26 protein-coding genes and 1 tRNA gene are annotated in these 25329 nt (G+C 67.5%); 10 read left to right on the plus strand and 17 right to left on the minus strand.

Annotated elements, in window-relative coordinates:
- The first annotated feature begins 18 nt into the window (after positions 1-18).
- The 9 genes from EDF42_RS10655 (at position 19) to EDF42_RS10695 (ending at position 11068) form a co-directional block, all read left to right on the plus strand.
- Positions 19-4392: a phage tail tape measure protein gene (locus EDF42_RS10655; protein ID WP_148067735.1), complete on the plus strand. Its 4374-nt coding sequence runs from the start codon at positions 19-21 to the stop codon at positions 4390-4392.
- A gap of 179 nt (positions 4393-4571) precedes the next feature.
- Positions 4572-5468: a phage distal tail protein gene (locus tag EDF42_RS10660; RefSeq protein WP_185040896.1), complete on the plus strand. Its 897-nt coding sequence runs from the start codon at positions 4572-4574 to the stop codon at positions 5466-5468.
- Between the two features lie 5 nt (positions 5469-5473).
- On the plus strand, positions 5474-6634 hold the full coding sequence (locus EDF42_RS10665) for a Gp37-like protein (RefSeq protein WP_185040898.1): 1161 nt from the start codon (positions 5474-5476) through the stop codon (positions 6632-6634).
- Positions 6635-6827: 193 nt separating this feature from the next.
- Positions 6828-7622, plus strand: a complete 795-nt coding sequence (locus tag EDF42_RS10670) for a hypothetical protein (protein WP_148067737.1) — start codon at positions 6828-6830, stop codon at positions 7620-7622.
- 64 nt (positions 7623-7686) lie between these two features.
- On the plus strand, positions 7687-8445 hold the full coding sequence (locus EDF42_RS10675; RefSeq protein WP_123672318.1) for a hypothetical protein: 759 nt from the start codon (positions 7687-7689) through the stop codon (positions 8443-8445).
- Positions 8446-8453: 8 nt separating this feature from the next.
- Entirely contained in the window at positions 8454-8777 is a 324-nt protein-coding gene (locus EDF42_RS10680; RefSeq protein ID WP_123672319.1) for a hypothetical protein, read from the plus strand.
- Positions 8778-8804: 27 nt separating this feature from the next.
- Positions 8805-9269 carry a hypothetical protein gene (locus EDF42_RS10685; protein ID WP_123672320.1) on the plus strand — a complete coding sequence of 155 codons (465 nt, stop codon included), beginning with the start codon at positions 8805-8807 and terminating at the stop codon, positions 9267-9269.
- Positions 9260-9724, plus strand: coding sequence for a hypothetical protein (locus EDF42_RS10690; RefSeq protein WP_148067741.1), 465 nt, complete (start codon positions 9260-9262; stop codon positions 9722-9724). Before EDF42_RS10685 ends, EDF42_RS10690 begins: the two co-directional genes overlap by 10 nt.
- 30 nt (positions 9725-9754) lie before the next feature.
- Positions 9755-11068, plus strand: a complete 1314-nt coding sequence (locus EDF42_RS10695; RefSeq protein WP_123672322.1) for an SGNH/GDSL hydrolase family protein — start codon at positions 9755-9757, stop codon at positions 11066-11068.
- Positions 11069-11308: 240 nt separating this feature from the next.
- Here EDF42_RS10695 and EDF42_RS10700 read toward each other — a convergent pair whose 3' ends face one another.
- Positions 11309-11818, minus strand: coding sequence for a hypothetical protein (locus EDF42_RS10700; protein ID WP_185040902.1), 510 nt, complete (start codon positions 11816-11818; stop codon positions 11309-11311).
- Between the two features lie 227 nt (positions 11819-12045).
- Here EDF42_RS10700 and EDF42_RS10705 point away from each other — a divergent pair, with 227 nt between their 5' ends.
- Entirely contained in the window at positions 12046-12723 is a 678-nt protein-coding gene (locus tag EDF42_RS10705) for a DUF4145 domain-containing protein (protein ID WP_185040904.1), read from the plus strand.
- Here the strand turns inward: EDF42_RS10705 and EDF42_RS10710 are convergent.
- The 16 genes from EDF42_RS10710 to EDF42_RS10785 form a co-directional block, all read right to left on the minus strand.
- Positions 12720-12980: a hypothetical protein gene (locus EDF42_RS10710; protein ID WP_123672325.1), complete on the minus strand. Its 261-nt coding sequence runs from the start codon at positions 12978-12980 to the stop codon at positions 12720-12722. The genes EDF42_RS10705 and EDF42_RS10710 overlap by 4 nt on opposite strands.
- On the minus strand, positions 12980-13297 hold the full coding sequence (locus EDF42_RS10715; protein WP_148067745.1) for a hypothetical protein: 318 nt from the start codon (positions 13295-13297) through the stop codon (positions 12980-12982). The genes EDF42_RS10710 and EDF42_RS10715 overlap by 1 nt, the downstream gene beginning before the upstream one ends.
- A 5-nt stretch (positions 13298-13302) precedes the next feature.
- Entirely contained in the window at positions 13303-13872 is a 570-nt protein-coding gene (locus tag EDF42_RS10720; protein ID WP_123672327.1) for a hypothetical protein, read from the minus strand.
- A gap of 2 nt (positions 13873-13874) precedes the next feature.
- Complete coding sequence (locus EDF42_RS10725; RefSeq protein WP_148067747.1) at positions 13875-14177, minus strand: hypothetical protein; 303 nt, start codon at positions 14175-14177, stop codon at positions 13875-13877.
- A 29-nt stretch (positions 14178-14206) separates the two neighbouring features.
- Positions 14207-14818 carry a hypothetical protein gene (locus EDF42_RS10730; RefSeq protein WP_148067749.1) on the minus strand — a complete coding sequence of 204 codons (612 nt, stop codon included), beginning with the start codon at positions 14816-14818 and terminating at the stop codon, positions 14207-14209.
- Positions 14815-15996: a tyrosine-type recombinase/integrase gene (locus EDF42_RS10735; RefSeq protein WP_123672330.1), complete on the minus strand. Its 1182-nt coding sequence runs from the start codon at positions 15994-15996 to the stop codon at positions 14815-14817. Before EDF42_RS10735 ends, EDF42_RS10730 begins: the two co-directional genes overlap by 4 nt.
- 424 nt (positions 15997-16420) lie before the next feature.
- Positions 16421-16493: transfer RNA gene (locus EDF42_RS10740), tRNA-Thr, on the minus strand.
- 46 nt (positions 16494-16539) lie between these two features.
- Complete coding sequence (locus tag EDF42_RS10745) at positions 16540-17175, minus strand: TetR/AcrR family transcriptional regulator (protein WP_123672331.1); 636 nt, start codon at positions 17173-17175, stop codon at positions 16540-16542.
- 48 nt (positions 17176-17223) lie between these two features.
- Positions 17224-18366, minus strand: coding sequence for a DNA polymerase III subunit delta' (locus EDF42_RS10750; protein ID WP_123292158.1), 1143 nt, complete (start codon positions 18364-18366; stop codon positions 17224-17226).
- Between the two features lie 78 nt (positions 18367-18444).
- The gene (gene tmk / locus EDF42_RS10755; RefSeq protein WP_123672332.1) at positions 18445-19080 is read right to left on the minus strand and encodes a dTMP kinase; all 636 of its coding nucleotides are present in this window, start codon (positions 19078-19080) and stop codon (positions 18445-18447) included.
- Positions 19077-21896, minus strand: coding sequence for a type I DNA topoisomerase (gene topA / locus EDF42_RS10760; protein ID WP_123672333.1), 2820 nt, complete (start codon positions 21894-21896; stop codon positions 19077-19079). Before topA ends, tmk begins: the two co-directional genes overlap by 4 nt.
- Complete coding sequence (locus EDF42_RS10765) at positions 21872-22330, minus strand: hypothetical protein (protein WP_185002782.1); 459 nt, start codon at positions 22328-22330, stop codon at positions 21872-21874. The genes topA and EDF42_RS10765 overlap by 25 nt, the downstream gene beginning before the upstream one ends.
- A gap of 16 nt (positions 22331-22346) precedes the next feature.
- On the minus strand, positions 22347-22709 hold the full coding sequence (locus EDF42_RS10770; RefSeq protein ID WP_123338895.1) for a TadE family protein: 363 nt from the start codon (positions 22707-22709) through the stop codon (positions 22347-22349).
- Positions 22693-22905: a DUF4244 domain-containing protein gene (locus tag EDF42_RS10775; RefSeq protein ID WP_123338894.1), complete on the minus strand. Its 213-nt coding sequence runs from the start codon at positions 22903-22905 to the stop codon at positions 22693-22695. Before EDF42_RS10775 ends, EDF42_RS10770 begins: the two co-directional genes overlap by 17 nt.
- Positions 22906-22989: 84 nt before the next feature.
- The gene (locus EDF42_RS10780; protein ID WP_185002784.1) at positions 22990-23790 is read right to left on the minus strand and encodes a type II secretion system F family protein; all 801 of its coding nucleotides are present in this window, start codon (positions 23788-23790) and stop codon (positions 22990-22992) included.
- Between the two features lie 59 nt (positions 23791-23849).
- The gene (locus tag EDF42_RS10785) at positions 23850-24911 is read right to left on the minus strand and encodes a TadA family conjugal transfer-associated ATPase (protein WP_123338892.1); all 1062 of its coding nucleotides are present in this window, start codon (positions 24909-24911) and stop codon (positions 23850-23852) included.
- Between the last annotated feature and the right edge of the window lie 418 nt (positions 24912-25329).

Below are 25329 nucleotides of genomic sequence, written 5' to 3' on the forward strand. Positions count from 1 at the left end.
CTCGATGTGCTCCCGTCGATGTCGAAGTTCGCATCGACGATGACGAAGCAGGCAGGTACCGCGGCGAAGACCGCGGGCCTGTCTGCTGGCCGTCAGTTCTCGGCTGGTGTCGCGGCTGGCGGTTCGACGTCGGCGGCGAAGACTCTGGTGTCGGAGCTCGAGGTCGCGTCGAAGCGTGCGGCGAAGGCGATCCAGTCGGAGAAGGTCGCGATCGCGAAGGCGCGTTCGGAGGAGAAGGCTGCCGCTGTCGGTGTGCAGGCGGCTGAGGCTCGTCTCGCTGAGCAGCGGAAGAAGTACACGGCGTCGTCGTCGCAGGCGTTGAAGGCGGAGCAGCAGCTCACGTCGGCGCGTGGGAAGCAGCAGCTCGCCGGCATGAAGGTTGTTGCGGTTGAGGATCAGCTGAAGGCTGCGTTCAACGAGCAGAAGACCGTGACCGGGCAGTTGTCGGCTGCGCAGGCTCAGGGTTCGAAGCAGACCGCGTTGATGCAGTCCCGGTTCGGCCGGCTTGCTGCTGCTGGCGCTCCCCTGTCTTCTGGGCTGGGGAAGGTCGCTGCTGGCGCGAAGAACGTCGCGGCGACTGCTCTGGCGACGTTGAAGCCGCTCGCGGGGATGGCTGCCGGGTTCGGTGCGATCATCGGCGCCGGGCAGGTCATCAAGCTCGGCAACGAGTACACGGCGACGATGAACGAGCTGCAGGCTGTCGCGAATCTCACCGGTAAGCAGATGGTGGAAGTGGGCCGCACGGCCCGCCAGCTCGGTTCCGACCTCACTCTTCCTGCGACGTCCGGCAAGGACGCTGCGGACATCATGCTCGAGCTCGCCAAGGGTGGCCTGTCCGCCCGGGACGCAATGGATGCGGCCCGGGGCACGATCCAGCTCGCTGCGGCAGCGCAGGTGTCGGGTGGGCGTGCTGCTGAGATCCAGGCGAACTCCATCAATCAGTTCGGCCTCGCGGCGAAGGACGCGTCGATGGTCGCCGACGTCCTCGCGAACACGGCGAACGCTGCAGCTGGTGGTGTCGACGACATCGCGACGTCGATGAAGTACGTCGGACCGGTCGCGAACACGCTCGGCATCAGCCTCTCCGACACTGCTTCGGCGATCGGAATCCTCGCGAACAACGGCCTGAAGGGCGACACGGCGGGTACTGCTCTCCGGGGGATGCTCGCGTCTTTGGCGCGGCCGTCGAAGCAGGCGCAGAAGGCTGTCGACGCCCTAAACCTGTCGGTCTTTGATCAGCAGGGCAAGTTCGTGGGTCTCCGCGCGGTCATTGAGTCGCTTGCGGAAGCGCGGAAGACGATGACGCAGGAGGACTTCGCTGCTCAGTCGGTCCTCGCGTTCGGCCGTGAACCGCTCGCTGCGGTCGCTGCGCTTGCGAAGACCGGTGCGACGAACTTCGACGCGATGGCTGGCGCTGTGACCCGTCAGGGTGGTGCTGCTGCTGTGGCGCAGTCGAAGATGAAGGGTCTTGGCGGTGCGATGGACAAGCTGCAGTCGCAGCTTGAAGACGTCGCGCTTGGCATCTACCAGACCGTGACCCCGGCCCTCGAGGCGGCGGTCAACGGGATCGCTGGCGGCCTTGACGGTGCCGGTGACAGGGTCACGAAGTTCCTCGGCATCGCTGGTGGACTCGGGAAGCTCGCGTTCACCGGGAAGGTGTCCGCACCGATCTCCGGGATTGACCCTGCGGTCGTGTCGGGTGTGCAGGCTGCCCGCACGGTCATCGTGGGGGCGTTCCGCGACATCTGGGCCTTCACGACTCAGTCGCTGATTCCTTCTCTGAAGAACATCGCTGTCGCGGTCGCTCCGGTTGCCGCGGTGGTCGGTGGCATCTTCGTGCTGGGGCTCCGTGCGGCTGCGGCAGCCATGCAGATGATCGGACCGCTGCTCGTCGGCGTTACGGGGTTCCTGCGGGAGCACAAGATCATCGTCGGGCTCGCCGCTGGCGCCGTCGGCTTCCTTGTCGCTGCCTACTGGTCGATGCAGGTCATCCCCGGGATCATCGGCGCTGTCACCGCTGCCACCCTGATCGCGAAGCGCGCTCAGGAAGGCTTCGCGCTCGCTTCCTACGGCGCTGCAGCTGCAACGCAGGCTCAGGGGCTGGCGGGCAAGGCAGGAGTCGCGGTCTTCGGGCTGTGGCGCGGTGCCGTCGCCATCGCCACCGCAGCGCAGTGGGCGTACAACGCAGCTCTCCTCGCGAATCCGATCGGGCTGGTGGTCGTGGCGATCGTCGCCGCCATCGCTGCCCTCGCAGCGCTTGTCGCCGGTGTGGTCTGGGCGTACAAGAACCTTGGCTGGTTCAAGACTGCAGTCGACGCCGTCTGGACTGGGATTCAGGTCGGAGCGAAGGCGGTCGGCACAGCCGCCATGTGGCTGTGGAAGACCGTGTTCGTGCCGGCACTGACCGGCATCGGGACAGCGGCAACGTGGATGTGGGACACGATCCTGAAGCCCGTCTTCTCGGGCATCATGACCGTCGTCCGTGCTGTCGGCGCCGTGCTCACGTGGTGGTGGCAGAACATCACCATGCCCGTGTTCCGCGGGATCGCAGCAGTCATCGGCTGGTTCTGGAACACGGCGTCCGCAGTCTTCGACCTCGCGATCGCGATGCTGAAGTTCGTGCTCGCCCCGGCGTTCACGTTCTTCTCGGCAGTCGCGAAGACCGCGTTCGCTGCGATCGCTGCGGGGATCCGGTGGTGGTGGGGGCTCGCGTCGACCGTGTTCAACACGGCGGTCCTGTTCCTCCGTGGCACCTTCGGTGTCGCATTCACCTGGGTCAGCAGTATCGTGCGGACAGCGTTCGCGACAATCAGCGCCGTAACCGCAGCGTGGTGGGCTCGGGTGCGGGCGATCTTCTCCGTGGCGACTTCCTACATTCGGGGTGTCCTCGGACCGATCTTCACCTGGCTTGACCGGTCGATCATCGCTCCGGCGATGCTCGGCATCCGGGTAGCTGTCGGTGCGTTGTGGTCCTGGCTGAAGCCTGTGTTCGACAAGCTCGCACACGTGGCGAAGGTCACGATCCCGGCTGCGTTCGGTGTCATGAAGGACGGCATCGCGAAGGCGTGGAACGCGGTGAAGACTGCCGCGAAGATCCCGATCAAGTTCGTCGTCGACACGGTCATCAACAAGGCCCTCATCGGCAACTTCAACAAGGTCGCTGGGTTCTTCGGGACGAAGAAGATCGACAAGGTCAGCCTGCCTGACGGGTTCGCCCGTGGTGGTGTGATCCCCGGCTACCAGGCCGCGAAGCGTGACGACGTGATGACGCCGATGCGTCGCGGTGAAGGTGTCCTCGTCCCCGAGGTCGTTCGCGGTCTTGGACCGTCCACGATCCATGCACTGAACGCTGCCGGTAACTCCGGTGGCGCCTCCGCTGTCCGTCAGATGACGGGCTACGCGAAGGGCGGTGTCGTCAAGAAGAACTCCGGTTCCGATGGCGGCAACGGGAACGGACTCCTCGCGGGTGCGAAGGCTGCCTGGTCGTGGACGAAGGGTGCTGCGGGGAACGCGTGGGACTGGACGAAGAACGCCGCGGAGACCGCGTCGCAAGTCGTATCGGACCCCATGGGGACTCTCGGGAAGCTCGTGAAGTCCGTGATCGGTAACATCCCCGGTTCGGGCGGCATGGTCGACGCTGCAGCGGGCATGGGGAACAAGCTCCTGTCGGGCGCAGTGTCCGTGTTGAAGAACATGGGCGGCGGCGATGTCGGGAACTTCGGCGGGTCCGGGAAGAACGGGCAGCTGCCGAAGTCGGCGCTGTCGAAGGTCACCGGGTTCACGGGTGGTTCTGGTGTCGGTCCGATCGGTGGGTATCTCCGGAAGGCTGCTGCGGTCGCGTGGGAGGCGATGCAGCGGGCGTTCGGTGGTGGCCTGTCGTTGACGGAGGGTTACCGGGATCTCGCGAACCAGCAGAAGCGGTACGCGATGTACCGGGCCGGCGGGAACCTCGCAGCCACCCCGGGCACCTCGGTGCACGGACTCGGTAACGCGGCTGACGTCGGTGGTGGTTCGCAGGCGTGGATGCGTTCGAACGGTCCCCGCTTCGGCTGGTACCCGACCGGGTTGTCATTCGCGCAGCGTGAGCCGTGGCACTTCGAGTACAAGGGCCGTCCTTCGGGCGGCGGGATGGCTGCTGGCGGCATCGTCGGCGGCCTCACCCCCACCTTGTACGACAAGGGCGGTGTGCTCCCCCAGGGGCTGTCTCTGGTGCAGAACAACCTCCGCGACCCGGAGGTTGCGCTGCCGATGCAGACACTGCGGGAGATCGTCTCAACCGAAAGCGGTGGCGGCGGCAACACGTACGCGCCAACGTTCAACAACCCGGACCGTGGCGCGATCCGCGAGTTCGAGGACTGGATGCACCGCCGCGAAGTGCTGGCGAACGGCTAACGAAAGGGCACCTGATGGCGACTCTGATCGATGGCGGTTCACCGTCCCAGGTGCTCGACAGCATCCTCGATGGGGGTAACCCGTCGGACGTGTTCGCGAACGTCGTGGACGGCAACGGGGCAGGGTCGGATGTGTCGTTCCCGACGACACCGCCGGTCCTGCCCCGTGAGGACACGCGGGTGTACTGGCTCGAGTCGATGGACGGGCAGACGGTCATCCCGTTGAACGTTGACGCGGAACGGATCCTGATGCCGGGCGTCACCGGCTTGTACCTGCCGCCGGTCGATGTTGTGACGGCAACGACGCCGGGAATCCCGGGTTCCTGGATTCAGGAGGAGAACATCCTCGAGCGGGAAGTGTTCCTCCCGATGAAGTTCGCGTCCGACGAGTCGCAAGCGGCGTTCTTCGCGGAGCTTGATGAGCTCCGCGGGATGCTGACCACGAACTGGTTCGCGCCCCGTGTGGGTGCGACTGGTGCGTTCCGGCTCGGCGTCCTGTCGTCGAAGGGTGAGCGTCTCCTCGACGTGACGTACAAGTCGGGGATGGAAGGCGCTGGTGGCGGCGCGGATGGTGGAACCCGGTGGCAGAAGTTCGGGCTCACGTTGGTTGCCGCGGATCCGTTCTTCCATGCACGAGAGAAGACGTCGCAGACGTTCACCGTGCAGGACGGGGAGATCTTCCTCGGGAACGGGACTGGGATCGCGCCGTGGCCTCGCGCGTTGACCCCTGCGGTTGTCATCGGGAACGGCATGCAGATCGTCGTGCAGGGGGACGTGCCTGCGTGGATGGACATGGACGTGTCGGGGCCGGCGACGCTCGCTTCGGTGACGTTCCCGGGTACGAACGTGGTGATGAATTCTGCGATCCCTGCTGGGTCGCAGCTGCAGTTGGTCACTGACCCGCGGCGCCGCTCGGCTCGTCTTGATGGTGCGGTGGCGTGGTCGAAGATCGCGTTCACCTCGACGTTCTCGCCGCTGATGCCTGGCGGGAACGTGATGGATGTTGCGTTGAACTCGTCGGGTGATGGCACGTCGATGACGGTGTCGTGGTGGGAGAGGTTCGTGTCGGCATGGTGACGTGGATGATCCAGCCGCGGAGCATCAGCTTGGTGCGCACGTCGGATCCGGTGCGGTACTGGTCGCAGCTGATCGTCGTGGAGCGGCACAACGTCACGGGGACGGCTTCGGGGACGTGGTCGGTGACTGCCCGCAACGAGGGTTTGCGGGGGCTGCTGGTTCCTGGTGCTGGGGTGATCCTCACCCGTTCGGATGTGTCCGGTTCGGTGGTGGTGATGTCGGGGCCGGTGACGTCGATCCAGCGTGGCGCGACGGTGTCGACGGTGTCGGGTGTGTCCGACGCGGACATCCTCAGTGGGCGGATCATCTACCCCGACCCGACGAAAGCGATCACTGCGCAGCCCGCTGCGTACGACAACCGGTCGGGGCCGGCGGAAACAGTTCTCCTCGGCTACGTCAACGCGAACATCGGCCCCGGAGCGCTCACCTCGAGACGGGTGAACAGTCTCCGTGTCCCGGCGTCTCAGGGGCGTGGGAAGAACGTGTCGATCAAGGGACGGTTGGACCTGCTCAGCAACACGGTCGGTGACGTGTCGGAGTCGGGCAGTTTGCATGTGGATGTTGTCCACGGTGAGGACACCGCCCCGTACTTGGGGATGACGGTCCGTCCGGTGCGTGACCTGACCGCGAACATCCGGTTCGGTGCGGCAACGAACTTCACCGCGGGGCTCGTTGGTGATGACTGGTCGTACACACTGTCACGTCCGACCGTCACTGACGCGATCGTTGCGGGTGGCGGGCAGGGCGTGAACCGTCTGTTCGTCGAGAAGGTCGACGTGACTGCGGAGACGCTGTGGGGCATGAAGGTGGAATCCCTCATCGATCAGCGACAAACGACCGACACGGCGGAACTGACGCAGGCGGGAACCGATGCGCTGGCTGACGGCGCGAACCCTGTCGCAGTGTCGTTCACCGTCACCGAGACGGCGGACATCAAGTACCGGCAGGACTGGCGGGTCGGTGACCGCATCGGCGTGTCGATCGACGGCATGGACCTGTCGAACGTGGTCCGTGAAGTGACCACCACCGTCCAAACGCAGGCAGGTTCCCCAACGGAAACGGTCGCCGCGATGGTCGGTTCCCGGGACTCGTCGAACTGGACAACGAAAACCAACGCTGACGTTGCACGTGCGTTGCGGCAACTGCAGGCCCTGCAAGCGATCTGAAGGAGAAGAGATGACGGAGAGCTCATTCCCGATCGTCGGTTTGGACCTCACCAACGCTGCGTGGGGGCAGACGGTCGGTGCGACGTCGAACGGGATCCTCGACGACTGGGGTAGTGCGTACGCGATCGTGGTGAACACGAACGACACGGTGACGATCAGACGGTCCACACGGTCCGGTTTCGGCCGGGCTGTGGTGAACGGGTTCGGCCATCAGATCGACGCTGATGTGACGTTGTCGGTGCCGGCGGTGACGTCGACCACGAAGTACCACATCGGGTTGCTGTACGACCCGGCGAACACGAACCTGCCGGTGAAGCTGGTCGTGTTGAAGGGGACGACGGTGCCGTTGACGGCGGGGCAGGTGTTCCTGCCGTTGCACATGTTCGTCCGGCAGTCGGGGCAGACGTTGGCTGCGGCTGCGTTGTACTCTCCCCGACCTCGAGTGCAGCCTCGCCTGGTGGTGTCGTCTGCGGATGATCTGCAGCAGATGGATCCGTTGATGTTCCTGAACGGGACGGAGATCCTTGCGACCGATGTGCGGCGCACGTTCCGCGCGTCGGGGTCGTTGGCTTCCCCGCAGTGGGTGGGCGGTCCGATGCAGGGGTACTGGCGTGGTCAGCGTTCAACGGCGATGGCGAACGGGAACCGTTCTGCGGTGCTCGGCTTCACGGTGTCGTCGGCGGACAACGATTCGTGGATGAGCATGGCCGATTCGGGTGTGTTCACGCTCGACGCGGGCATCTACGAGATCACGGCGACGATGGTGTTGCCGCAGAAAGCGACGGGACGTTCGTTCGTTGAGATCGGCTCCCCGGATGGTGGTGCGGAACCGTACGCGCGTGGAGCGTTCGGCTCTGGGGAGGACCGGGAGTCGGTGACGTTCCCGACGAAGGTGACTTCTTCGACGGGGTACCGGATCTACGGGTTCCAGACCACTGGGAAGCAGTTGGCGCCGACGTTCTCGTTGAACGTGGTCCGCGTCGCCTGACACCCATCCACTAGCTCACCCATCAGCCGTCCCATCGGGGCGGCTTTCTTCATGAGGAGGCCGCATGGCTTCGAACAGGTACCCCATCGGGGTGTCTTCGTACAGCGACGGCACCCCGACCTCGCCGCGGGGTCGGATGCAGACCGTCACTGACCAGTACCTCGCTGACCAGCTGCGATCCGCAGCGCTCGAGTTCGACCGCGACGTCCTGAAGGGCAACGGTGAGCACCTGACCCCGAACGAGGGTGTGCGGGAGCTCGACCGGCAGTGGGACCTCTACAACCTGTACCTGCAGGGACGCGGCGCTCTTGCTGCGTACCCGGGGACGTCGACCCACGGCCCGCAGATCGGGACCGCTGTCGACTTCGGCATCACCCGCAAGGACGGATCGAACCGGCCACTCACCGGCGACGAGTGGCCCCAGCTGTACCGGATCCTCGACCGCCGTGGCGTGCAGCACACGGGCGCTCTGTTCCGTGTGTACGAGGCGTGGCACTGCAACGGCATCTACGACGCCGAGCTGCCGCCCATCACGAATCCCCCGCTCATGGGGACCATCGCAGAATCCATCCCCGGCGTGGAGCCGGCACCCAAGGAGGCAATCGGCATGAAGTGCATCAAGGGAGGGACCGCATGGCTGCTCATCGGAGCGACTGGCGGCACCTGGAAGATCGGCTCGCTTCGCGTCGCCGGTCAACTGTTCGACGGACGCGCAGTGCGGGACCTTCTGGTCCGTGTGGAGAAGTCCACCGCTGACGAACCTGCAGCGTTCAACGACCTGCAGATCGAAGTGATCCGCGCCGCCCTCAAGAAGATCAAGTAGGAGAACTCATGTCGCAGATCATCGACCCGAGTGTGGGGTCTTCGCTGAAGGAACAGTTCAGCCTGGCGCGCGCGAAGAAGGCGTACGCGGCTGGTGTGGCCGGTGCGATCACCGGAGCGGGCACCGTTTCGTTGGGTGGCATCTTCGCGGACGGGAAGGTGGACGGCGCCGAGGTGGGTGTCATCATCTCGGCCGTGGTCGGAGGGTTCGTGCTCGCGTTCGTGGGTGCGTGGTTGCCGACGAACACCGCTCCCGATGCGCCTGGTACTGGTGACGTTCTCGTGAAGGGTGATGGCCTCGGGGATGACGGCGAACCGAAGCACTCCGCCTGACCGCCCGACCCGTACCGAGAGGGGCGCATGATGCGCTTGTTCAGGCGGCTCGTTGCTGCATCCATCTGGGGTCCGAACGGGGTCGACGAGTCCGACGATCGGGTTCGTTGGCTGCTCCGAATCGGCTTGCCAGCGTTCGACCTGTTCGCGATCGGGTTCGGGATCTTCGGCTACCTCGGCGGCATCCCCGCGCTGCGGGACTCGTTCGGTGAGGGGTACGCGCAGTCGTTCGGGCTGATGCTGTCCATCACGGGACTGGTGTGTCTCGTTGGGGTGGCGTTCCCGAACCGGTTGTGGCGGATCGAGTTCTGGGGCAAGTGCTTCATGCTCGGCCTGCTGCTGCTGTACGCAGGGTCGGTGTTCCTCGCGGGGATCGTCGGTGGTGACATCGGCCGTGCTGGTGTGGGTTGGGCGATCTTCGCGATGGCCGTGATGCCAGCGTGGAGGGTGACTGACATCGCTCGTGACCGGGAGGTGCACCAGTGGAAGTGAAGGACTGGCTTCCGTACGTCGCCCCGGTTGTTGTCGCGGTGATCGCTGGTGTCTTCGCGATCTGGACCTCACGTCGGTCGACGCGGGTTGAGGAAGCGAAGAACCGGGCGCAGGAGTCGACGACGCAGTTCGCGCAGGCGACGGAGCTCGACAAGTACGTCAACGACCGGGTGGAGGCGGCTGTCGCGAAGGCGGTGCAGCCGTACGAGGACCGTATCGGGCGTCTCGAGACTGGGTACGCGCAGTTGGTGCGGACGCTCCGTTCGGTGCGTCAGGCGTTCCGTGAGTACATCCGGGCGGTGCGGGCGCAGTGGGGTTCCGCTGTTGAGCCGCCGGCGGTGGATGCGCACATCCGGGAGTTGCTGGCTGAGGACGACTTGGACGGCACGTTCGATGAGCACGGGATCGCGCAGTTCCGTGCTGACTTTCAGAGCGACACGACGCGCGACGTCTGACGCATCACAAGACTTTGGAGAGAGGCCAGCATGGCAACGGATTTCGCCACGATTCTGATGCGGCGTGGAAGCGCGGATTACTGGGCGGGTAGTGGGCGTCCCCTGTCGTCTGGTGAGTGGGGGTACGACGAGACGAACCGGGTCGTGAAGATCGGCGACGGGTTCACGATGTGGAACGATCTCCCCGCCGCCACGCTCTCGAGCGCAGACGGCCAGCTCCCCACTGTCGTCCGCTCGGCTCTAGCCTCGAACATCGTCGACATCTCCACCACGGAAGGTGCCGCCGTCGCCCAAGCGGCTGGTCGAGAGGGGAACTTCACGGTCGCCAGCATGGGGAGAGCCCGTGCAGCGTTTGCTGGGGTGAGAGCAGGCACCCGCTCCGCGAAGATCCTCTGCGTCGGCGACTCAACAACCGCTGGCTACGGCACTTCCTCTGCGCTGTCGTACCCGTCACGCCTCGTGGCAGCGCTGGCAGCTGGAGTCCCGGCGCGGGCCGGCCTCTCAATCCCGCCCCGGCAGGTAGAAGACCCTCGCTGGTCCCTCGGTGGGTGGGCCGTCATCAACTCGTTCGGGTGGGCCGACAGCCTTGCTCTCATGTCTGACAACCCCGGAGTGGGCCTGGCCAGCTACACCCCGGGGGCGCTCGCCGACACCTTCGACGTTTACTACTTCGGAACGGGCGGCTACGGCACACTCCACGTCGAACTCGACACTGGCGAGAAGATCGACGTGGACACATCCGGCGCCGCCGGCAGCGTGCAGAAGGTCACGGTCACGGCTTCCGTCGCGACCGCAAACCACGTGGTCAACTTCTACAACCCCACGCCTAAGCCCGTCGCGGTACTGGGAGTGGATGCCTACGTCGCGGCGACTCCCAACGCCCGAGTTGGAAACGTCGGCGTCTCCGGCAGCGCATCCGGCCAGTGGGGCAGCGTGCAAGGCGCCGTCACGGGCAGCGGATCCGCAGCTGCCATCCGTGCGTACGCACCTGACCTCACCCTGATCATGCTCGGGATCAACGACGCCAAGATGGCGGTCAGCGTCGATGCCTACCTGGCGAACGTCGCTGCAACCATCGCGGCCGCGAAAGCCTCTGGGTCAGTGATGCTTCTGTCCGTCGTGCCCTCGAACACGCCTGCGGAAGATGCGCTCGAGCGGCAGTACAGGGATGCGCTTCCGGGGTTTGCGCGGACACAGGGAGTCGGCTTCGTCGACATCCTCGGAAGGTTCGGCTCGTACGCAGAGTCGCAGCCGCTCGGCATGTACTCCGATGGTCTGCACCCGTCAACGATTGGGTACGTCGACATCGCTACGGCTGTGGCTCGAGCGATCGAAGTGGCCTAGGCGATCGCCTGCCAATAGCCGGCCTCGGTGCTGCACTCTTCAGAGCAGAACCGACCGTGACCGCGCGGCTGCTGTCGACACTCGACGCACAGCGTGCGGCGCAGGTGCCACCAATTAGCGAATCGAGCGATCGGTGTCTCCACGTCGCGAGTGTACGACAGATCAAGCGTTTGAAGCGACAGCCCCGTTCGACCCCACTTCGGGGCCGAACGGGGCTCTGTTTGCGCCTCCGGTCGCCGGTCACCCGATCAACGACACACCCGTCATGAACGGCGACAAGCCGTGCTCATATCGACGGAGCGATTGGTCGAGATTCCGCACAACATGACCATCATGGGAATTCCTATCGAGCCAAACTCGCCCTGCGGAGGTCACTTCGTTGCAAAACTCGCGAGTGTCAATGATGATGGCACGGCTCTCGCCCTTCGTGATCGAGGCGTTGTGTACGAGCACGTTGTACTCCAAATTGGGTTCGCGGAACAGCAGGCGGGGTAAGCCCTTGCGCTCGTCGGCGGAGGCCCGATTTTGGTGGAGCATGGTGCTCCGATAGTGGTACAAAAGCCCTGCCCGGTCCGTGTCCCCCCACCAGGGCAAGTTCCCCTGCACCCAGTTCTCGTAGGAGCGGGCCGACGCCCTACCGGTCGGGGAGGCGAGCGCACCGGCGATATCCGGCACCGTGAGTGCCCCCATGAGGGCCAAGTAGTAGCTGCGCCCGCCGGCTGCTGCGTCGATCTGGTCAAGGAGTTCCATCACATCAGCGACGCTACTCACGCCGACTCGCATCCCGCGAGCGAGAGTTGCACCTTCACGCCCGTGTCTGGGTCTTGGTTATCCTTCGGAGACTCACGTTCACCGAGACAAGGACTCAGATGCCAAATCCTGCCGCACGTGGCTTCGTTACACCGTCGATCACCAAACAGTCCCCGAAGCCAGCATCCTCGTTCGTATGCCCTCGGTGTACGCGTGACTCCTACCACGTGGTCAAAGAGCTTTCCGTCTACGCGGGAGACGAAGTCGTGGCGGGCTATCTAACGGTCGACGACACCCAAGGCGTGTTCACAGTGGTCGGCACAGAATTGATGAAAAGCAGCGATGCGGCCAAGCACAACGGCGTGCTACTCGAATGGCACTTGTCAGTGTGCGCCGCTTGTTCGCAGGGCAGCGTGTGGCGGGGGGATGAGCTCATCTACCCCTCACGTAGCCGAACGCCGCCTCCACATGAAGCCATGCCCGAAGGAGCGAAGCAGCTCTACGTCGAAGCTGCGGCAGTGCTGCCACACTCACGGCGAGCCGCTGCGGCACTGGCTCGAGCGGCACTCGAGCGGCTACTCCGCGCCTTGCCAGAGTCGAGCCCAGAAGCGCGGCTGGACGACCTGATCGCCAAGCTCTCCTCTGTCGTCTCTCCGACTCTTTGGAAGCTGTTGACCGTCGTTCGATACGTCGGGAACGATTCGCTTCATGGCGACGGCTCGTCGGAGCTCGTTGGGCTCTACCTCGAAGGGGACGCAGCGGAGCTGGTGGAGCCTGTCTTCGGCGCGATCAACTCGATCGTGGAGGAGGTCATCGTGCAGCCTGCGGAGGCAGAACGCCTGTACTCGATGATTCCCGAAGGCGTTCGACTGAACGCGGAGAAGAAGCGAGATCGCACGGACTAGGAATTTGAATGGGGTTGCACGGCGTCCCGCCACACCCACGCGCACTCGGCCGCCTGCGAGAACCCCCACTCGACGAGCACCGCGCGCTCCGTGTACGCGATGACGCGGGCTTCTACTTCGAGTATCCGGTCGGGGAACTGCACCCAGGCGAGCACGGGGTCGGGTGGGGCGACGTCGTAGTCGGGGCCGCCCCGTGCCAGCTCGGGGAGTGAGTAGGCGGGGCCGAGAGCCCACCGGTCACGGCGTCTGCGCGCCATCAGTCTCGACGCGGTGCGAGCTTGCGCCTGGTCACGCTGGAACGCGGCACCCAAGCTCGCTGCAGCCGGCCCTGCCAAGAGATCTCGACATACACGGCGACGTCGGAGCGGGCGACGGCGAATGCCTTGACCCTCCCGAGCTCACCGACCTGGTCAAAAGTCAGACGGTCGATCCAGACCGGCTCCCGCGCATCAAGCTGCTCCGGTTCACCAATTTGGTCGAGGGGCAGTGATGCCGCCGCGTAGACGGGAACGTCTTGGTGCTGAGGTGCAGCCCACCGGTGCTCGGCCATGAAGCTGATGATGGACGTAGCCACCGACGTCACCGTCCGGTCTTGTCCTTCAAGTGCTGGCGGAGCACGATCACCTCGTTGACGAGAGCGTCCGCCGACACGGACTTCCCAAACACGCGGATCTCGTTTGTGTCGGAGTGGTAACTGCGTGCGGTATTGCGGTCCACCATCTCGGCATCGTCGCCGACGTAGGTCGATCCCCGCGAACCCAGGATGGTGCGGTCCAAGAAAAACTCTCCGGAGCGCTCCGCCCACGCGTCGATGCGTTCGTCAATGTGCTCGAAGCTGTTCCGCACCTCTCGGAGATCGGAGAATGCGCTCACGCTCTCTAGGTCGAGGCGAGCTCTGAGAGTTCTCGACCGACGCTTGACCTTCGAGTTGGTCGAGGACGTCCAGAAGACATTGGCCACACGCACCGCGGCGTTCAGAAGCTGCTCGACTGCATCCCAGAATTCGTCGGTGGTTCCGTGAAGCAGCTCCCGTTCCATCCTTCGGCGGGCACGCACAGCGGCCGCGGCTTGCTCGATCGCCTCGTAGATGAAAACCAGCTCCGCGTGGCTGCTGAGGTCTTCACCGTTGGTGTCCTCTGTCGAACTCACTGCTACTCGACCTCTCGCAGGTTCTGCGACTGCCACCCTTCGGGGATCGATGCAAAGTAGGCCTGCAGCGCAGCTGAGTAGTTCGCGCCGCTGGCTTCATGCGGCTTCGTCGCGGTCGACCGGGCGTGAGCCTTGATCGTGGTCTCCCCCGTCGCCTTACTGGTGACCGTGTTCACCTGCTGCAGCTCGAACCCGTCGAGGTTCAACGCCGCGATAGCGGCCTGTCGAGCTTCAGTGATGTTGTCGCCGCTGCCTTCGGACTCTTGCGTCTCGGTTGACCGGAGGGTGCCTACTACTTTCGTCACCGACCCAGTATCTCGCCGTCGGGGCCGGCTTACTGACCGGGGCTGGCTTCGACTTCGTCGAATCCTCCGGCGGGCATCACAGTGACCCGCCATGCGGAGGTGACAGGTTCGTCGAACGCGAGGAGAGCGGTGCCTTTCGCACCTGGTGCGAGGTCGAACAGGGTGTACTTGTTGTTGACGTCAACGAGGGCGTTGTACTTGTCGACATCGTCTCCGGCTGCGTCTTCCCAGGCGGAGAACTTGTCGGCAAGGTCGATGCTCTCGATCTGCTGGCCGTCCTTCGTGACGATGGTGACGCCGTACATGTTGAGATCCTCGGTGCCTGCCGTGTTGTCGAGCTCAACGGGCACCAAGGTGACGGCTTCCCCATCGACGGAAGCACGGGCCGCTTCGACTGCTGCGACATCAGCGTTGCTCGGGTCGCCGCTGAGCTTGAACGTGCCGGTCGCTCCCTGGTAGTCGAACGTCCATGTGTCGGCGATGTGCTCGACGGGGGTCGGCGCGGTCGTCTTCGTCTCCGATGTAGAAGCGCCCGCCGATTCGCCCTGATCGGTCACCCCTCCACCGCTGCATGAAGCGAGCAGGATGCCGATGGCGGCTGCAGCAGCGAAGACCGACGCGATTCTGGCGTGACGGTTCATGGTGTTCCCCCTTTTGATGATGATGGACCGGTCGGAGTGACGAGTCGCGCCATCGCTTGGAGGGCCGCGCGTTGGGCGCCACGGTCTCCTCGCGAGCGGTACGCCCTGGACATCGCGACCGCCGAATGGCCGACGATGTCGCTGATCACGGCCTCGGAGACGTCGGCTGCGTAGAGCAGGTCGACGGCGGCGTGGCGTGCGTCGTGCAGTCGAGCGTCCTGCACGCCGGCTCTCCTCAGCATGTCGTGCCACGCGCGGTTGTCGTCGCGCGGGTCGATCGGAGAGCCATCGACAGGGAGAACACCGCCCTGCCGACTGCGTTTCGGGTCGGAGGTCCACAGCAGCCCGTGCGGGTTCGGCTCCGACGCAGCAACACGCACACGCCGTTCGATGATCGACCGCAGCGGATCGACCAGCGGGACTAAACGCCACCCGGCGGCGGACTTCGGCCGGGATAGCCACAGTCCACCCGTCAGGTGGCGGAACTCCTGATCCTCCGGAGCGGCCAGGTACCGGTCAGGGCACTTCGCCCCTTGCCGTGCGCCGCAGCGCGGAGGCCCGAACGACGCCCTCATGCAACCGTGCGACCAGGAGAATCGCTTCAACTGCCACGACAGGTCGAGCTCGTCGGTGACACGGTCGAGCTCGAGGCCAAGGAGTTCCCCCTGCCGTGCCCCCGTCAACAGTGCGGCGGCGGCGCGTGAACCGAGCCGGTCGTGCTGCACCTTCTCGAGGATCCGAGCCCCGTCGTCGGCGGTAAGGGCGACGAGCTGCGCCGGCTTCTTCTTGGGTGCGCTCACAAGCGTCGCGACGTTCCGCGGGATGTGCTCGTACCGGGCGGCATCACGGAGTGCGAGGGACAGCACTCGGTGGGCCTGCTGAGCGCTGGCGCCACCCAGTCCTCGGCCGCGGATGAACTCCTCGACCTGCCCGACGTGGGTCGGCGTGAGCGCACGGAGTCCTACGGTTCCGATCGCCGGCACGATGTACTGCTCAATGCTGGTCCGGTAGGAGGCGATGGTCTTCGGGGCGATCTTCTTCGAGTGGATATGCGCGAACCAGTGGCGTAGCCACGTCTCTAGCGGCTCGCCGTCGTCTACTCCGACGTCGGCAAGCGCGGCAGCCAACTCAGCGCGGTTCTCGGCGCTGAGTCCGCTCACGAGCGCCTGCCAGGTCATGCCCTGAGCGTCGTGCCCGGACAGCCTCGAAGTCAAACGTCACTAGTGCTACTTCCGCGCAGGTACGCCGATCGAAGCCGGTAACGGTTGGGTAACTCTCGGCTTGACGCGCTGCGCGGACCTAGGGGCGGCTACCGCGAAGCCTCTGGTAGATCGCCTCAGGGCCGTCGCGCGTGCAGCTGGGGCGTCATCTACGACCGGACCGCACTCCCCCTCGAAGAATCTGCCGGCGACCTCGATCACGAGCAGCGTGACATCTTCGAGGTCATCGGGGTGCCCGGGCGTCACCCGGGATGACGTGCGTGATCTCGGCTTGGCTCTGGCCAACGAGGTGCGGTTGTGTGCACTGCTGTGTGCACCGCACTCGCGAAGAAGCCCCGTTCAGCTGAGCCAGGAAGGCGTGCTGAACAGGGCTTTCTGTGGGAGCCGCCTGTCGGAATCGAACCGACGACCTATTCATTACGAGTGAATCGCTCTACCGACTGAGCTAAGGCGGCGCGCTCGCTCCGAACCCGGAGCGGCACGATCAATGACTATACAGGCTCAGACGAGTGAACGCGAAACGAGCACGCCGAGCTCGGCGAAGGACCTGCGGAGCTCGTCGACCAGGTGCGAACCGGCCTCGGACCCGGACCACTCCCACCACGCGTGCCGGAGCGCACCGAGCGCCACGATCGACGCCAGGCGCGCGCGACGGCGGAGCGCATCGGGGTCCGCAGCGAGCTCGGGGTCCTCGCGCTCGAGCCGTCGGGCGACCGCCGCCTGGATCTCGGCCTGGAACTCCTTCATCGACTCCATGCGACGGCTGAAGAGCTCGGGGTTCGACCGGAGCACTTGCTGGCGCTCCTCGATGAGTCCACGTTCCTCGATGAGCTCCTGCGTCGAGTGGACGAGTAGCGCACCGAGGTCCGACAGGAGGTCACCGTCGGGTCCCCCGTCGACGAACTCCTGCAGCGCGGCGTCGTCCGGCAGCTCCGGGTCGTCTCCGAGGATCGCTTGTTCCTTGCTCGGGAAGTAGTTGAAGAACGTGCGGGGTGAGACGTCGGCTCGACGCGAGATCTCGTCCACGGTGACCGCACCGAGGCCGTCCTCGATCGCGATGCGGAGCGCGGCCGCCTGGATGGCGCGGCGGGTGGCACGGCGTTTCCGTTCGCGCAGGCCGGGTTCAGCGTCGGGCATGCCGTGATTGTCCCATGCGCCACTCGCTGCGGGGAGTGTGCGTCGCGGTCAGTGCCGGACGCGGGCGATCGTGACGAGCAGCGCCTCGAGCGCGAGCAACGCCGCCACGTTTGCGGCGATCCGCTGCCGGGCGAGGGCGATGGCGTCGAGCACCTCGAGCGCCGCGGCCGGCGTGACCGACTGCAGCGCCTGGTCGAGGTGGTCGCGCATCGCCAGGTTGACGGGTTCCGCCGGGGCACCGAGACCGAGCAGGAGCAGGTCGCGGTACAGCGAGGACACGTCGACCAGGATGCGGTCGAGACCGTCGCGCAGGCTGCGGGTCGCACGGCGCTTCTGGTCGTCCTCGAGCAGCCGGAGCTGCGAGCGGAGGGCCGGCGGGATCGTGCCGCCGGGTTCGATGCCGAGCGATCGCAGTGCGGCGTCGCGTTCTTCGGAGTCGCGCTGCTGCGTGATGGCCTTGGCGTCCTCGTCGGCGACGGCGAGCAGGTCGGCAGCGGCCATCACGGCGTCACCGACGCTCCGGACGCCGAGCACGGTCGTCAGGGTGCGGCGTCGACGATCGCGGGCGTCTTCACTCGTCGCAAGGCGTTGCGCCATGCCGATGTGGCTCTGCGCCTGCCGCGCTGCGTCCATCGCGAGGGCGCGGTCGATCCCGGTGCGGGCGACGAGGAGGTCGGCGACGGACTCGATGCCGGGGACCCGGAGGCGCACGGAGCGGACGCGCGACCGGATGGTGGGCAACAGGTCGGCTTCACTCGGGGCGCAGAGGATCCAGACCGTGCGCTCCGGAGGTTCTTCGAGCGCCTTGAGCAGCAGGTTCGAGGTGCGTTCCGTCATCCGGTCGGCGTCCTCGATGATGACGATGCGGTACCGCCCGACCGAGGGCGAGTAGTACGACGACGTCACGAGCTGCCGGATCTCGTCGATCGTGATGATCACGCGCTGCGTCGTGAGCACCGACACGTCGGGGTGGGTCTTCGCGGTGATCTGCTGCAGGGTGTGGTCGTCGTCGGGACCGTTGCCCACGAGGGCCGCGGCGAACGCCGTCGCCACGTTCGACCGGCCGGACCCGGGCGGCCCCGTGATCAACCACGAGTGCGTCATGCCGCCGGTGCCGTCGGTCGACTCCGCGGCGTTCCGGAGGGAGGCGACTGCTTCTTCCTGACCGGTCAGGCCGTCCCACACGCTCACGGGACCATCCTGTCAGCGACCACCGTCATGCGGGCGACCACGGTCATGCGGGCACCACCGTCACGCGGGCGACCACGGTCATGCCGGGTCGATCGCGACGAGCGGGGCGACCGCGGCACGGATGGCACACTGCACGTCATCGGTGGATCCGCCGGCGTCGACCACCAGGAAGCGGTCGGGCTCGGCTGCCGCCATGTCCAGGAAGGCCCGTCGCACCGACTCGTGGAACGCCTCGGCCTCGGACTCCAGGCGGTCGAACGTGTCGCCACGGGCCGCAGCGACCCGGGCGCGTCCGACCGTCACATCGAGGTCGAGCAGGATCGTCAGGTCCGGCGCCAGGCCGTCCGCCGCCCACTCCGACACCGAGCGGATGTGTTCGGCGCCGAGGCCGCGCGCGACGCCCTGGTAGGCGACCGACGAGTCGATGTACCGGTCCTGCAGCACGACCTCGTCGCGGGCGATCGCGGGACGCACGACCGTCTCGACGTGGTGCGCGCGGTCCGCCGCGTACAACAGCGCTTCAGCCCGGGGCGACACGTGCCCGCGCTCGTGCAGCACGATCTCGCGGATCCGGAGGCCCAGGTCGGTGCCGCCGGGCTCGCGGGTGCGCAGGACGGTGCGGCCGTGTTCGGCGAGCCACGCCGAGAGCAGCTCGGCCTGGGTCGTCTTGCCCACGCCGTCGCCGCCCTCGAGCGTGATGAACCGTCCGGTCACTTCTTCTTCGCCGGAGCCCGTCGGGCCGGCGTCTTCTTCTTGACGGGGCCCTTGGCGCGCTTGTCCGCGATGAGCTGGACCGCACGGGCGTGGTCGACCGCCTCGACGTCCTCGCCCTTCGGGATCGTCGCGTTCGTCTCGCCGTCGGTGACGTAGGGGCCGAACCGGCCGTCCTTCATCTTGATCGGCTTGCCGGACACGGGGTCCGCCTCGAACTCCTTCAGCGCGGAGCTCGCGGCACGGTTCCCGCCGTACTTCGGCTGCGAGAAGATCTCGAGCGCACCGGGGAGGTCGATGTCGAAGATCGCGTCCTCGCCCGGGAGCGTCCGGGTGTCCGTCCCCTTCTTCAGGTACGGGCCGTAGCGACCGTTCTGCGCAGTGATGTCGTTGCCGGTCTCCGGGTCCTGGCCGACCACTCGGGGCAGGTCGAGGAGCTTCAGCGCGGTCTCGAGGTCGACGGTCGCCGGGTCCATCGACTTGAAGAGCGAGGCGGTCCGTTCCTTGGGCGCCGCGGCCTTCTTCGTCGTCTTCTTCGCCGGGGCCTTCTTCGCCGGGGCCTTCTTGCCGGTCGTCGTCTCGGCAGGGGCCTCGGCCATTGCGGGCTCGGCCGCTGCGGGCTCCGGGGCGGCGGCGGCGTCGACGACCTCGCCGGTCTTCGGGTCGACGGTGGGCTCGGGCTCCGGGGTGCGCTCCGTGACGTAGGGGCCGAAGCGGCCGTCCTTCGCCAGGACCTCCTTGCCCGTGTCCGGGTTGATGCCCACGACGCGGTCGCCGATGACGGGGGCGTCGACGAGTTCCTTGGCCTTCTCGACGGTCAGCTCGTCGGGTGCCAGGTCCTCGGGGACGTTGACGCGACGCGGCTTCTCCGGGTCGTCGCTCGGCACCTCGATGTAGGGGCCGTAGCGACCGATCCGCAGGGTGAGGCCCGGTGCGAGCTCGACCGAGTTGATCTCACGCGCGTCGATCTCGCCGAGGTTGTCGATGACGGTCCGCAGGCCACGCTGGTCGTCGTCGCCGCCACCGAAGTAGAAGCCCTTGAGCCAGTCGACCCGGTCGGCGTCGCCGCGGGCGATCCGGTCGAGGTCCTCTTCCATCTCGGCGGTGAAGTCGTACTCCACCAGTTCGCCGAAGTACTCCTCGAGCAACCGGACCACGCTGAACGCGATCCAGTTCGGCACGAGCTGAGTGCCGCGCAGGGACACGTAGCCGCGGTCGATGATCGTCGGGCTGATCGTCGGGTAGGTCGACGGACGCCCGATCCCGAGCTCTTCCAGCGTCTTGATGAGGCTGGCCTCGGTGAAGCGCGGCGGGGGCGTGGTGTCGTGCCCCTTCGCCAGCACGTCGTGCACCTCGAGGTGCTCGCCCTGCTTGACATCGGGCAGCGCGACGTCCTGACCGGCACGCTCGCTCGACTCGTGGCGGTCCTCGTCGCGGCCTTCTTCGTAGGCGCTGAGGAACCCGCGGAAGGTGATGACGGTGCCGGACGCGGTGAACTCGGCGTCCGTGCCGTTCGCGGTCGACGTGATGCCCTCGACCGACTCGGTCGACGCGATCCCGAGCACGATCGACGCGGTCGAACCCTTGGCGTCCGCCATCTGGGAGGCGACGGTGCGCTTCCAGATGAGGTCGTAGAGCCGCCACTCGACACCGGTGAGCGTGCCCTGGAGCTCCTGCGGGGTACGGAAGGAGTCGCCCGAGGGACGGATCGCCTCGTGCGCCTCTTGCGCGTTCTTGCTCTTGCTCGCGTACAGACGGGGCTTGTCCGGCACGGTCGCGGCGCCGTAGAGGTCGGCCGCCTGCTTGCGCGCCGCGTCGATCGCCTGCTTCGAGAGCGAGACCGAGTCGGTACGGATGTAGGTGATGTACCCGTTCTCGTACAGCGTCTGCGCCGCACGCGCCGTCTGCCGCGGCGACAGGCGCAGCTTGCGCGCTGCCTCCTGCTGCAGGGTCGACGTGGTGAACGGTGCCGCCGGACGGCGGGTGTACGGCTTCGAGTCGACGCTGCGGACGGTGGCGTCCCCGGCGCGCTCGAGCACGGTGGTCAGCGAGGCGGCTGCGGCCTCGTCCAGACGCACGACGTCACCGCTGAGCGCACCGCGGTCGTCGAAGTCGCGCCCCGAGGCGACGCGGGTGCCCTGGATCCGGGCGAGTCGCGCCGAGAAGGAGGACTCCCCCGCCTTCTCGAACCGAGCGGAGAGGTCCCAGTAGTTGGCCGAGACGAAGGCGAGACGCTCGCGTTCGCGGTCGACCACGAGCCGGGTCGCGGCGGACTGCACGCGACCGGCGGAGAGGCCGGGAGCGACCTTGCGCCACAGGACCGGCGAGACCTCGTACCCGTAGAGACGATCGAGGATGCGGCGGGTCTCCTGCGCGTCGACGAGGGCGGTGTCGAGCTCACGGGTGGCCTCCTGCGCACGCTGGATCGCCTCCTTCGTGATCTCGTGGAAGACCATCCGCTTGACGGGGACCTTCGGCTTGAGGACCTGGAGCAGGTGCCAGGCGATCGCTTCACCCTCGCGGTCTTCATCTGTTGCGAGGTAGAGCTCGTCGGCATCCTTGAGCGCACGCTTGAGCTCGGCGACCGTCTTCTTCTTGGCGTCGGACACGACGTAGTACGGCTCGAAGCCGTTGTCGACGTCCACCGAGAACTTGCCGAGGGAGCCCTTCTTGAGCTCGGCCGGCAGGTTCTTGGGCTCGACGAGGTCGCGGATGTGTCCGACCGAGGCCTGGACTTCGTATCCGTCACCGAGGTATTGCGCGATCGTCTTCGCCTTCGCGGGGCTCTCGACGATCACGAGCTTCTTCGTGCCTGGCACGTGTCTCCTTGATCCGTGGTGCTGGTCGGCCCTGGACACGAACGTGTCCGGGTCGCCCGGGACATCGGTGACCGGTGGCCGACAGGCACACCATACACACCGTGGTCGGGGTGGTCGGGGTGGTCGTCCGCCGGACCGGCGACCGCGGACGCGCCGACGGCGAACGGTCCGGAGTCGACGACCACCCGAACCCGGGCCGTCACGGCGGCGAGGTCGCAGGCCACGAGGGCCGAGCCGTTCGCCCGCGCGACCCGCTCGGCGACGTCGCACGGCGAGCCGGTCAGGAGTCCGACGGACGCCGCAGCGGCCGAGGTCGCGGCGGCGTCGGCCGCGTCCCCGGCCCGGACTGCCTGCGTGCGGTGTCCGGCGGCGGCGAGCGCCGACGACGCGACGAGCACCCCGACGCCGAGGACGGCGGCGACGAGCACGGTCACCGAACCGCGCTCGCGGTCAGCGTCCCCCGGCCGCAGCACACGCCGTCGCCCGGAGCGGCAGCGCCGAGAACGGACCGGTGCCGCCGCGCGTGGCGTCGACGCACACCAGGTCGTCGGTGCGCCGGACGGTGACGGAGGATCCCGGCGCGATCCGCTCGGCGGCGGCGAGTCCGACGGCGTCGTCCCCGCGCCCGACGCCCCGCGCAGCCGCCGCGGCGGCCGACTGCAGGCGTCCTTGTCCGTCGACGACCAGCACGGCCGCGACGAGCAGGGTGAGGACGAGTGCGACGGCGGGCAGCACGACCGCGAACTCGACCGTGACCGAGCCCCGGTCGGAGTCCCGGTCGGGGCGCCGCGCCTGGTCACAGCGAGAGGGCACCGCGGACGAGCTCGGTGAGGATGGTCTGTACCTCGCCCGAGCGCATGACGGCGACGAGCACACCGGCGAACGCCACGGCGGCGAGGATGACGACCGCGTACTCGGCGGTCGCGGACCCCTGGTCGTCCTGCGCGACGGCGCGGAGCCGGTCGAAGAAGCGGCTGGTGCGACGGATTCGGTTCGGGGTGGTGCACATGGGTTCGTCCCTTCTGTTGCGGTGATCCCAGCGTGGCGCGTGGCCACCGCACGATCGTGGCCTCGAGCGGCATCTGTGGAGAGGTCATCGCGCACCGACGACGGTGGAGGAGAGGACGCCGACCACGACGGGGACCACCCCGACGAGCACGAACGCGGGAAGGACGCAGACACCGAGCGGCAGCACGAGTCGGACGGCCAGGCGCTCGGCCGCGGCGAGGCCGGCAGCAGCAGCGTCGTCACGGACGTCCTCCGCGGCGCGGCGCAGCAGTCCCGCCGCGGGCACGCCCGCTCGCACGGCCAGGTCGAGGACCTCGCGGAGGCGGACCACGTCGGCCGCCGGCGGGACGATCCCGTCGGCGGCACGACGGACCGCCTCGCCGGCGGCGATCCACGAACCACCGCCCGAGACGGCCACCGCCCAGGCGTCGAGGACGACCCCGGGCACGCGTCCGTCCGGCGTCGCCGACCGGACGAGCCGCGCGGTCCAGGCGCGCCCGGACAGGACGAGCACGGCCGCGAGCGCCGAGCAGACCCAGCCGAGCGGCGAGCTCGTGAGGACCTGCACCGCTCCGGAGCCCCACGCGGCCCCGAGTCCGAGGCCGAACAACGGCAGCGCCAGGACGACGCGGGCGCTGGTGCGCGGGCCGGCGAGGGCGACCCGGATCGCCCGGTCCGACGCTGCCGATCGGCGGAGCGCGCCGGCGAGTGCCCCGAGCGTCTCCGCGACGGGGGCGCCGGTCCGGTCCGCGACCCGCAGGACGACGGCGATGTCCGCGGACGCGGGAGCGGTCCCTGCGGGGAGCCGGCCGACGAGCTCCCAGGCCCGCGGCGGCGGGACCCCGGCGGCGACGAGCGTCGCGACCCGGTCGAGGGTGCCGGCCACGTGCGCCGGGTCGAACGGCAGAGGGCGCCGGACCCGACGCCCCGGGAGCAACCCCCTGCTCACGGTGCCCCGTCCACCGGGCGCACCCCGAGCCTCCCGTCCGCCCCGACGTGGAACGCGCCCACCGCAGCGAGCCGTCGTCCGCCTGCCCGACGCTCGACGTGGAGCACCAGGTCGAACGCGCTGACCGCTTGTCGGGCGAGCGCCTCGACGCCGAGCCCGGCGAGGGCGCCGAGCGCCTCGAGCCGAGCGGCGACGTCCGCGACACCGTTCGCGTGCACGGTGCCGGCGCCCCCGTCGTGGCCCGTGTTCAGCGCGGACATGAGCTCGCGGACCTCGGCGCCCCGGCACTCCCCCACGACGATCCGGTCCGGGCGCATCCGCAGGGCTTCACGCACGAGCCGGTCGAGGCCGAGCGCGCCGACGCCCTCGGCGTTCGCCTGCCGCGCCTCGAGTGCGACCACGTGCGGATGGGCGATGCGCAGCTCGGCGACGTCCTCGACCGTGACGATCCGCTCGTCGGCCGGGACGGCGCCGAGCATCGCGGCGAGCAGGGTGGTCTTGCCGCTGCCGGTGGCACCGGTGACCAGGACGTTGCGGCGCTGGTGCACGGCCGCCTCGACGACGGAGCGCGGAACGTGCTCGAAGGTGCCGGCGCGGTCGAGTGCGGCGAGGGTCGGACGGTCGGGGTGTGGGAGCCGGATCGAGATCGCCGTGCCACCGACCGAGACCGGGGCGAGCACGACGTGCACCCGGATCCCGTCGCCGTGCCGGACGTCGGCGCACGGCGTGGTCTCGTCGACGTGGCGTCCGCCGAGCGCCACCAGCCGCGTGGCGAGCTCGCGGGTGCGCGCCTCGGTCAGGCGGGGCGCGGCGGCTTCGAGTCCGCCGCCACGGTCGACCCAGGTGCCGACACCGCCGACGACCAGGACGTCGGTGACCCCGGCGTCCGTCACGAGCCCGGCGAGTTCCTCGAACTCGACGACACCGTGCGTCCGGCGCCGAAGGGCGGCAGCGGCAGCCCCTGGCGGAAGAGCCCCCGCCCCGGGCAGGTACGGCCCGGCCCCCGGCAGGAAGGGCCCGGAGCCGGGCAGGAACGGCGTGGCACGGTGACGGTGCATGACGCCAGAGCGTAGGAGGAGAGCCGTTTTCGGCATCGGGTGCCACAACCAGCCTGTGGAGGGGTAAGGCTCGACGGCACCAACGGACCGATTTGTCCCCCGAAACGGAAAGCCGTACCCCACTCGGTGCGGAGCACCCGACACGGCGCGACGACTGACCACGCGAGCAGGTCCCGCCGTTCACGGGCGCCGGGGCGGAGTAGCAATTGCTACGGCCAATCCGCGCACTCGATGCGTGAGCATGTACCGGTCTGTCCACCGGACCGGCGTCCCTGTGCGGATCGCCGCCGATCGTCAGCGGTCGGCGAGCGCCGATCGCTCGAGCCGGACCCCGGACAAAAGAAGAGGCGGCACCGGTTGGGGGGAACTGGTGCCGCCTGGACACCGAAGGATTGGGGGGAATCCGATTCGGTGCCGC

The sequence above is a fragment of the Curtobacterium sp. PhB172 genome (assembly GCF_003752545.1).
Taxonomy (GTDB): Bacteria; Actinomycetota; Actinomycetes; order Actinomycetales; family Microbacteriaceae; genus Curtobacterium.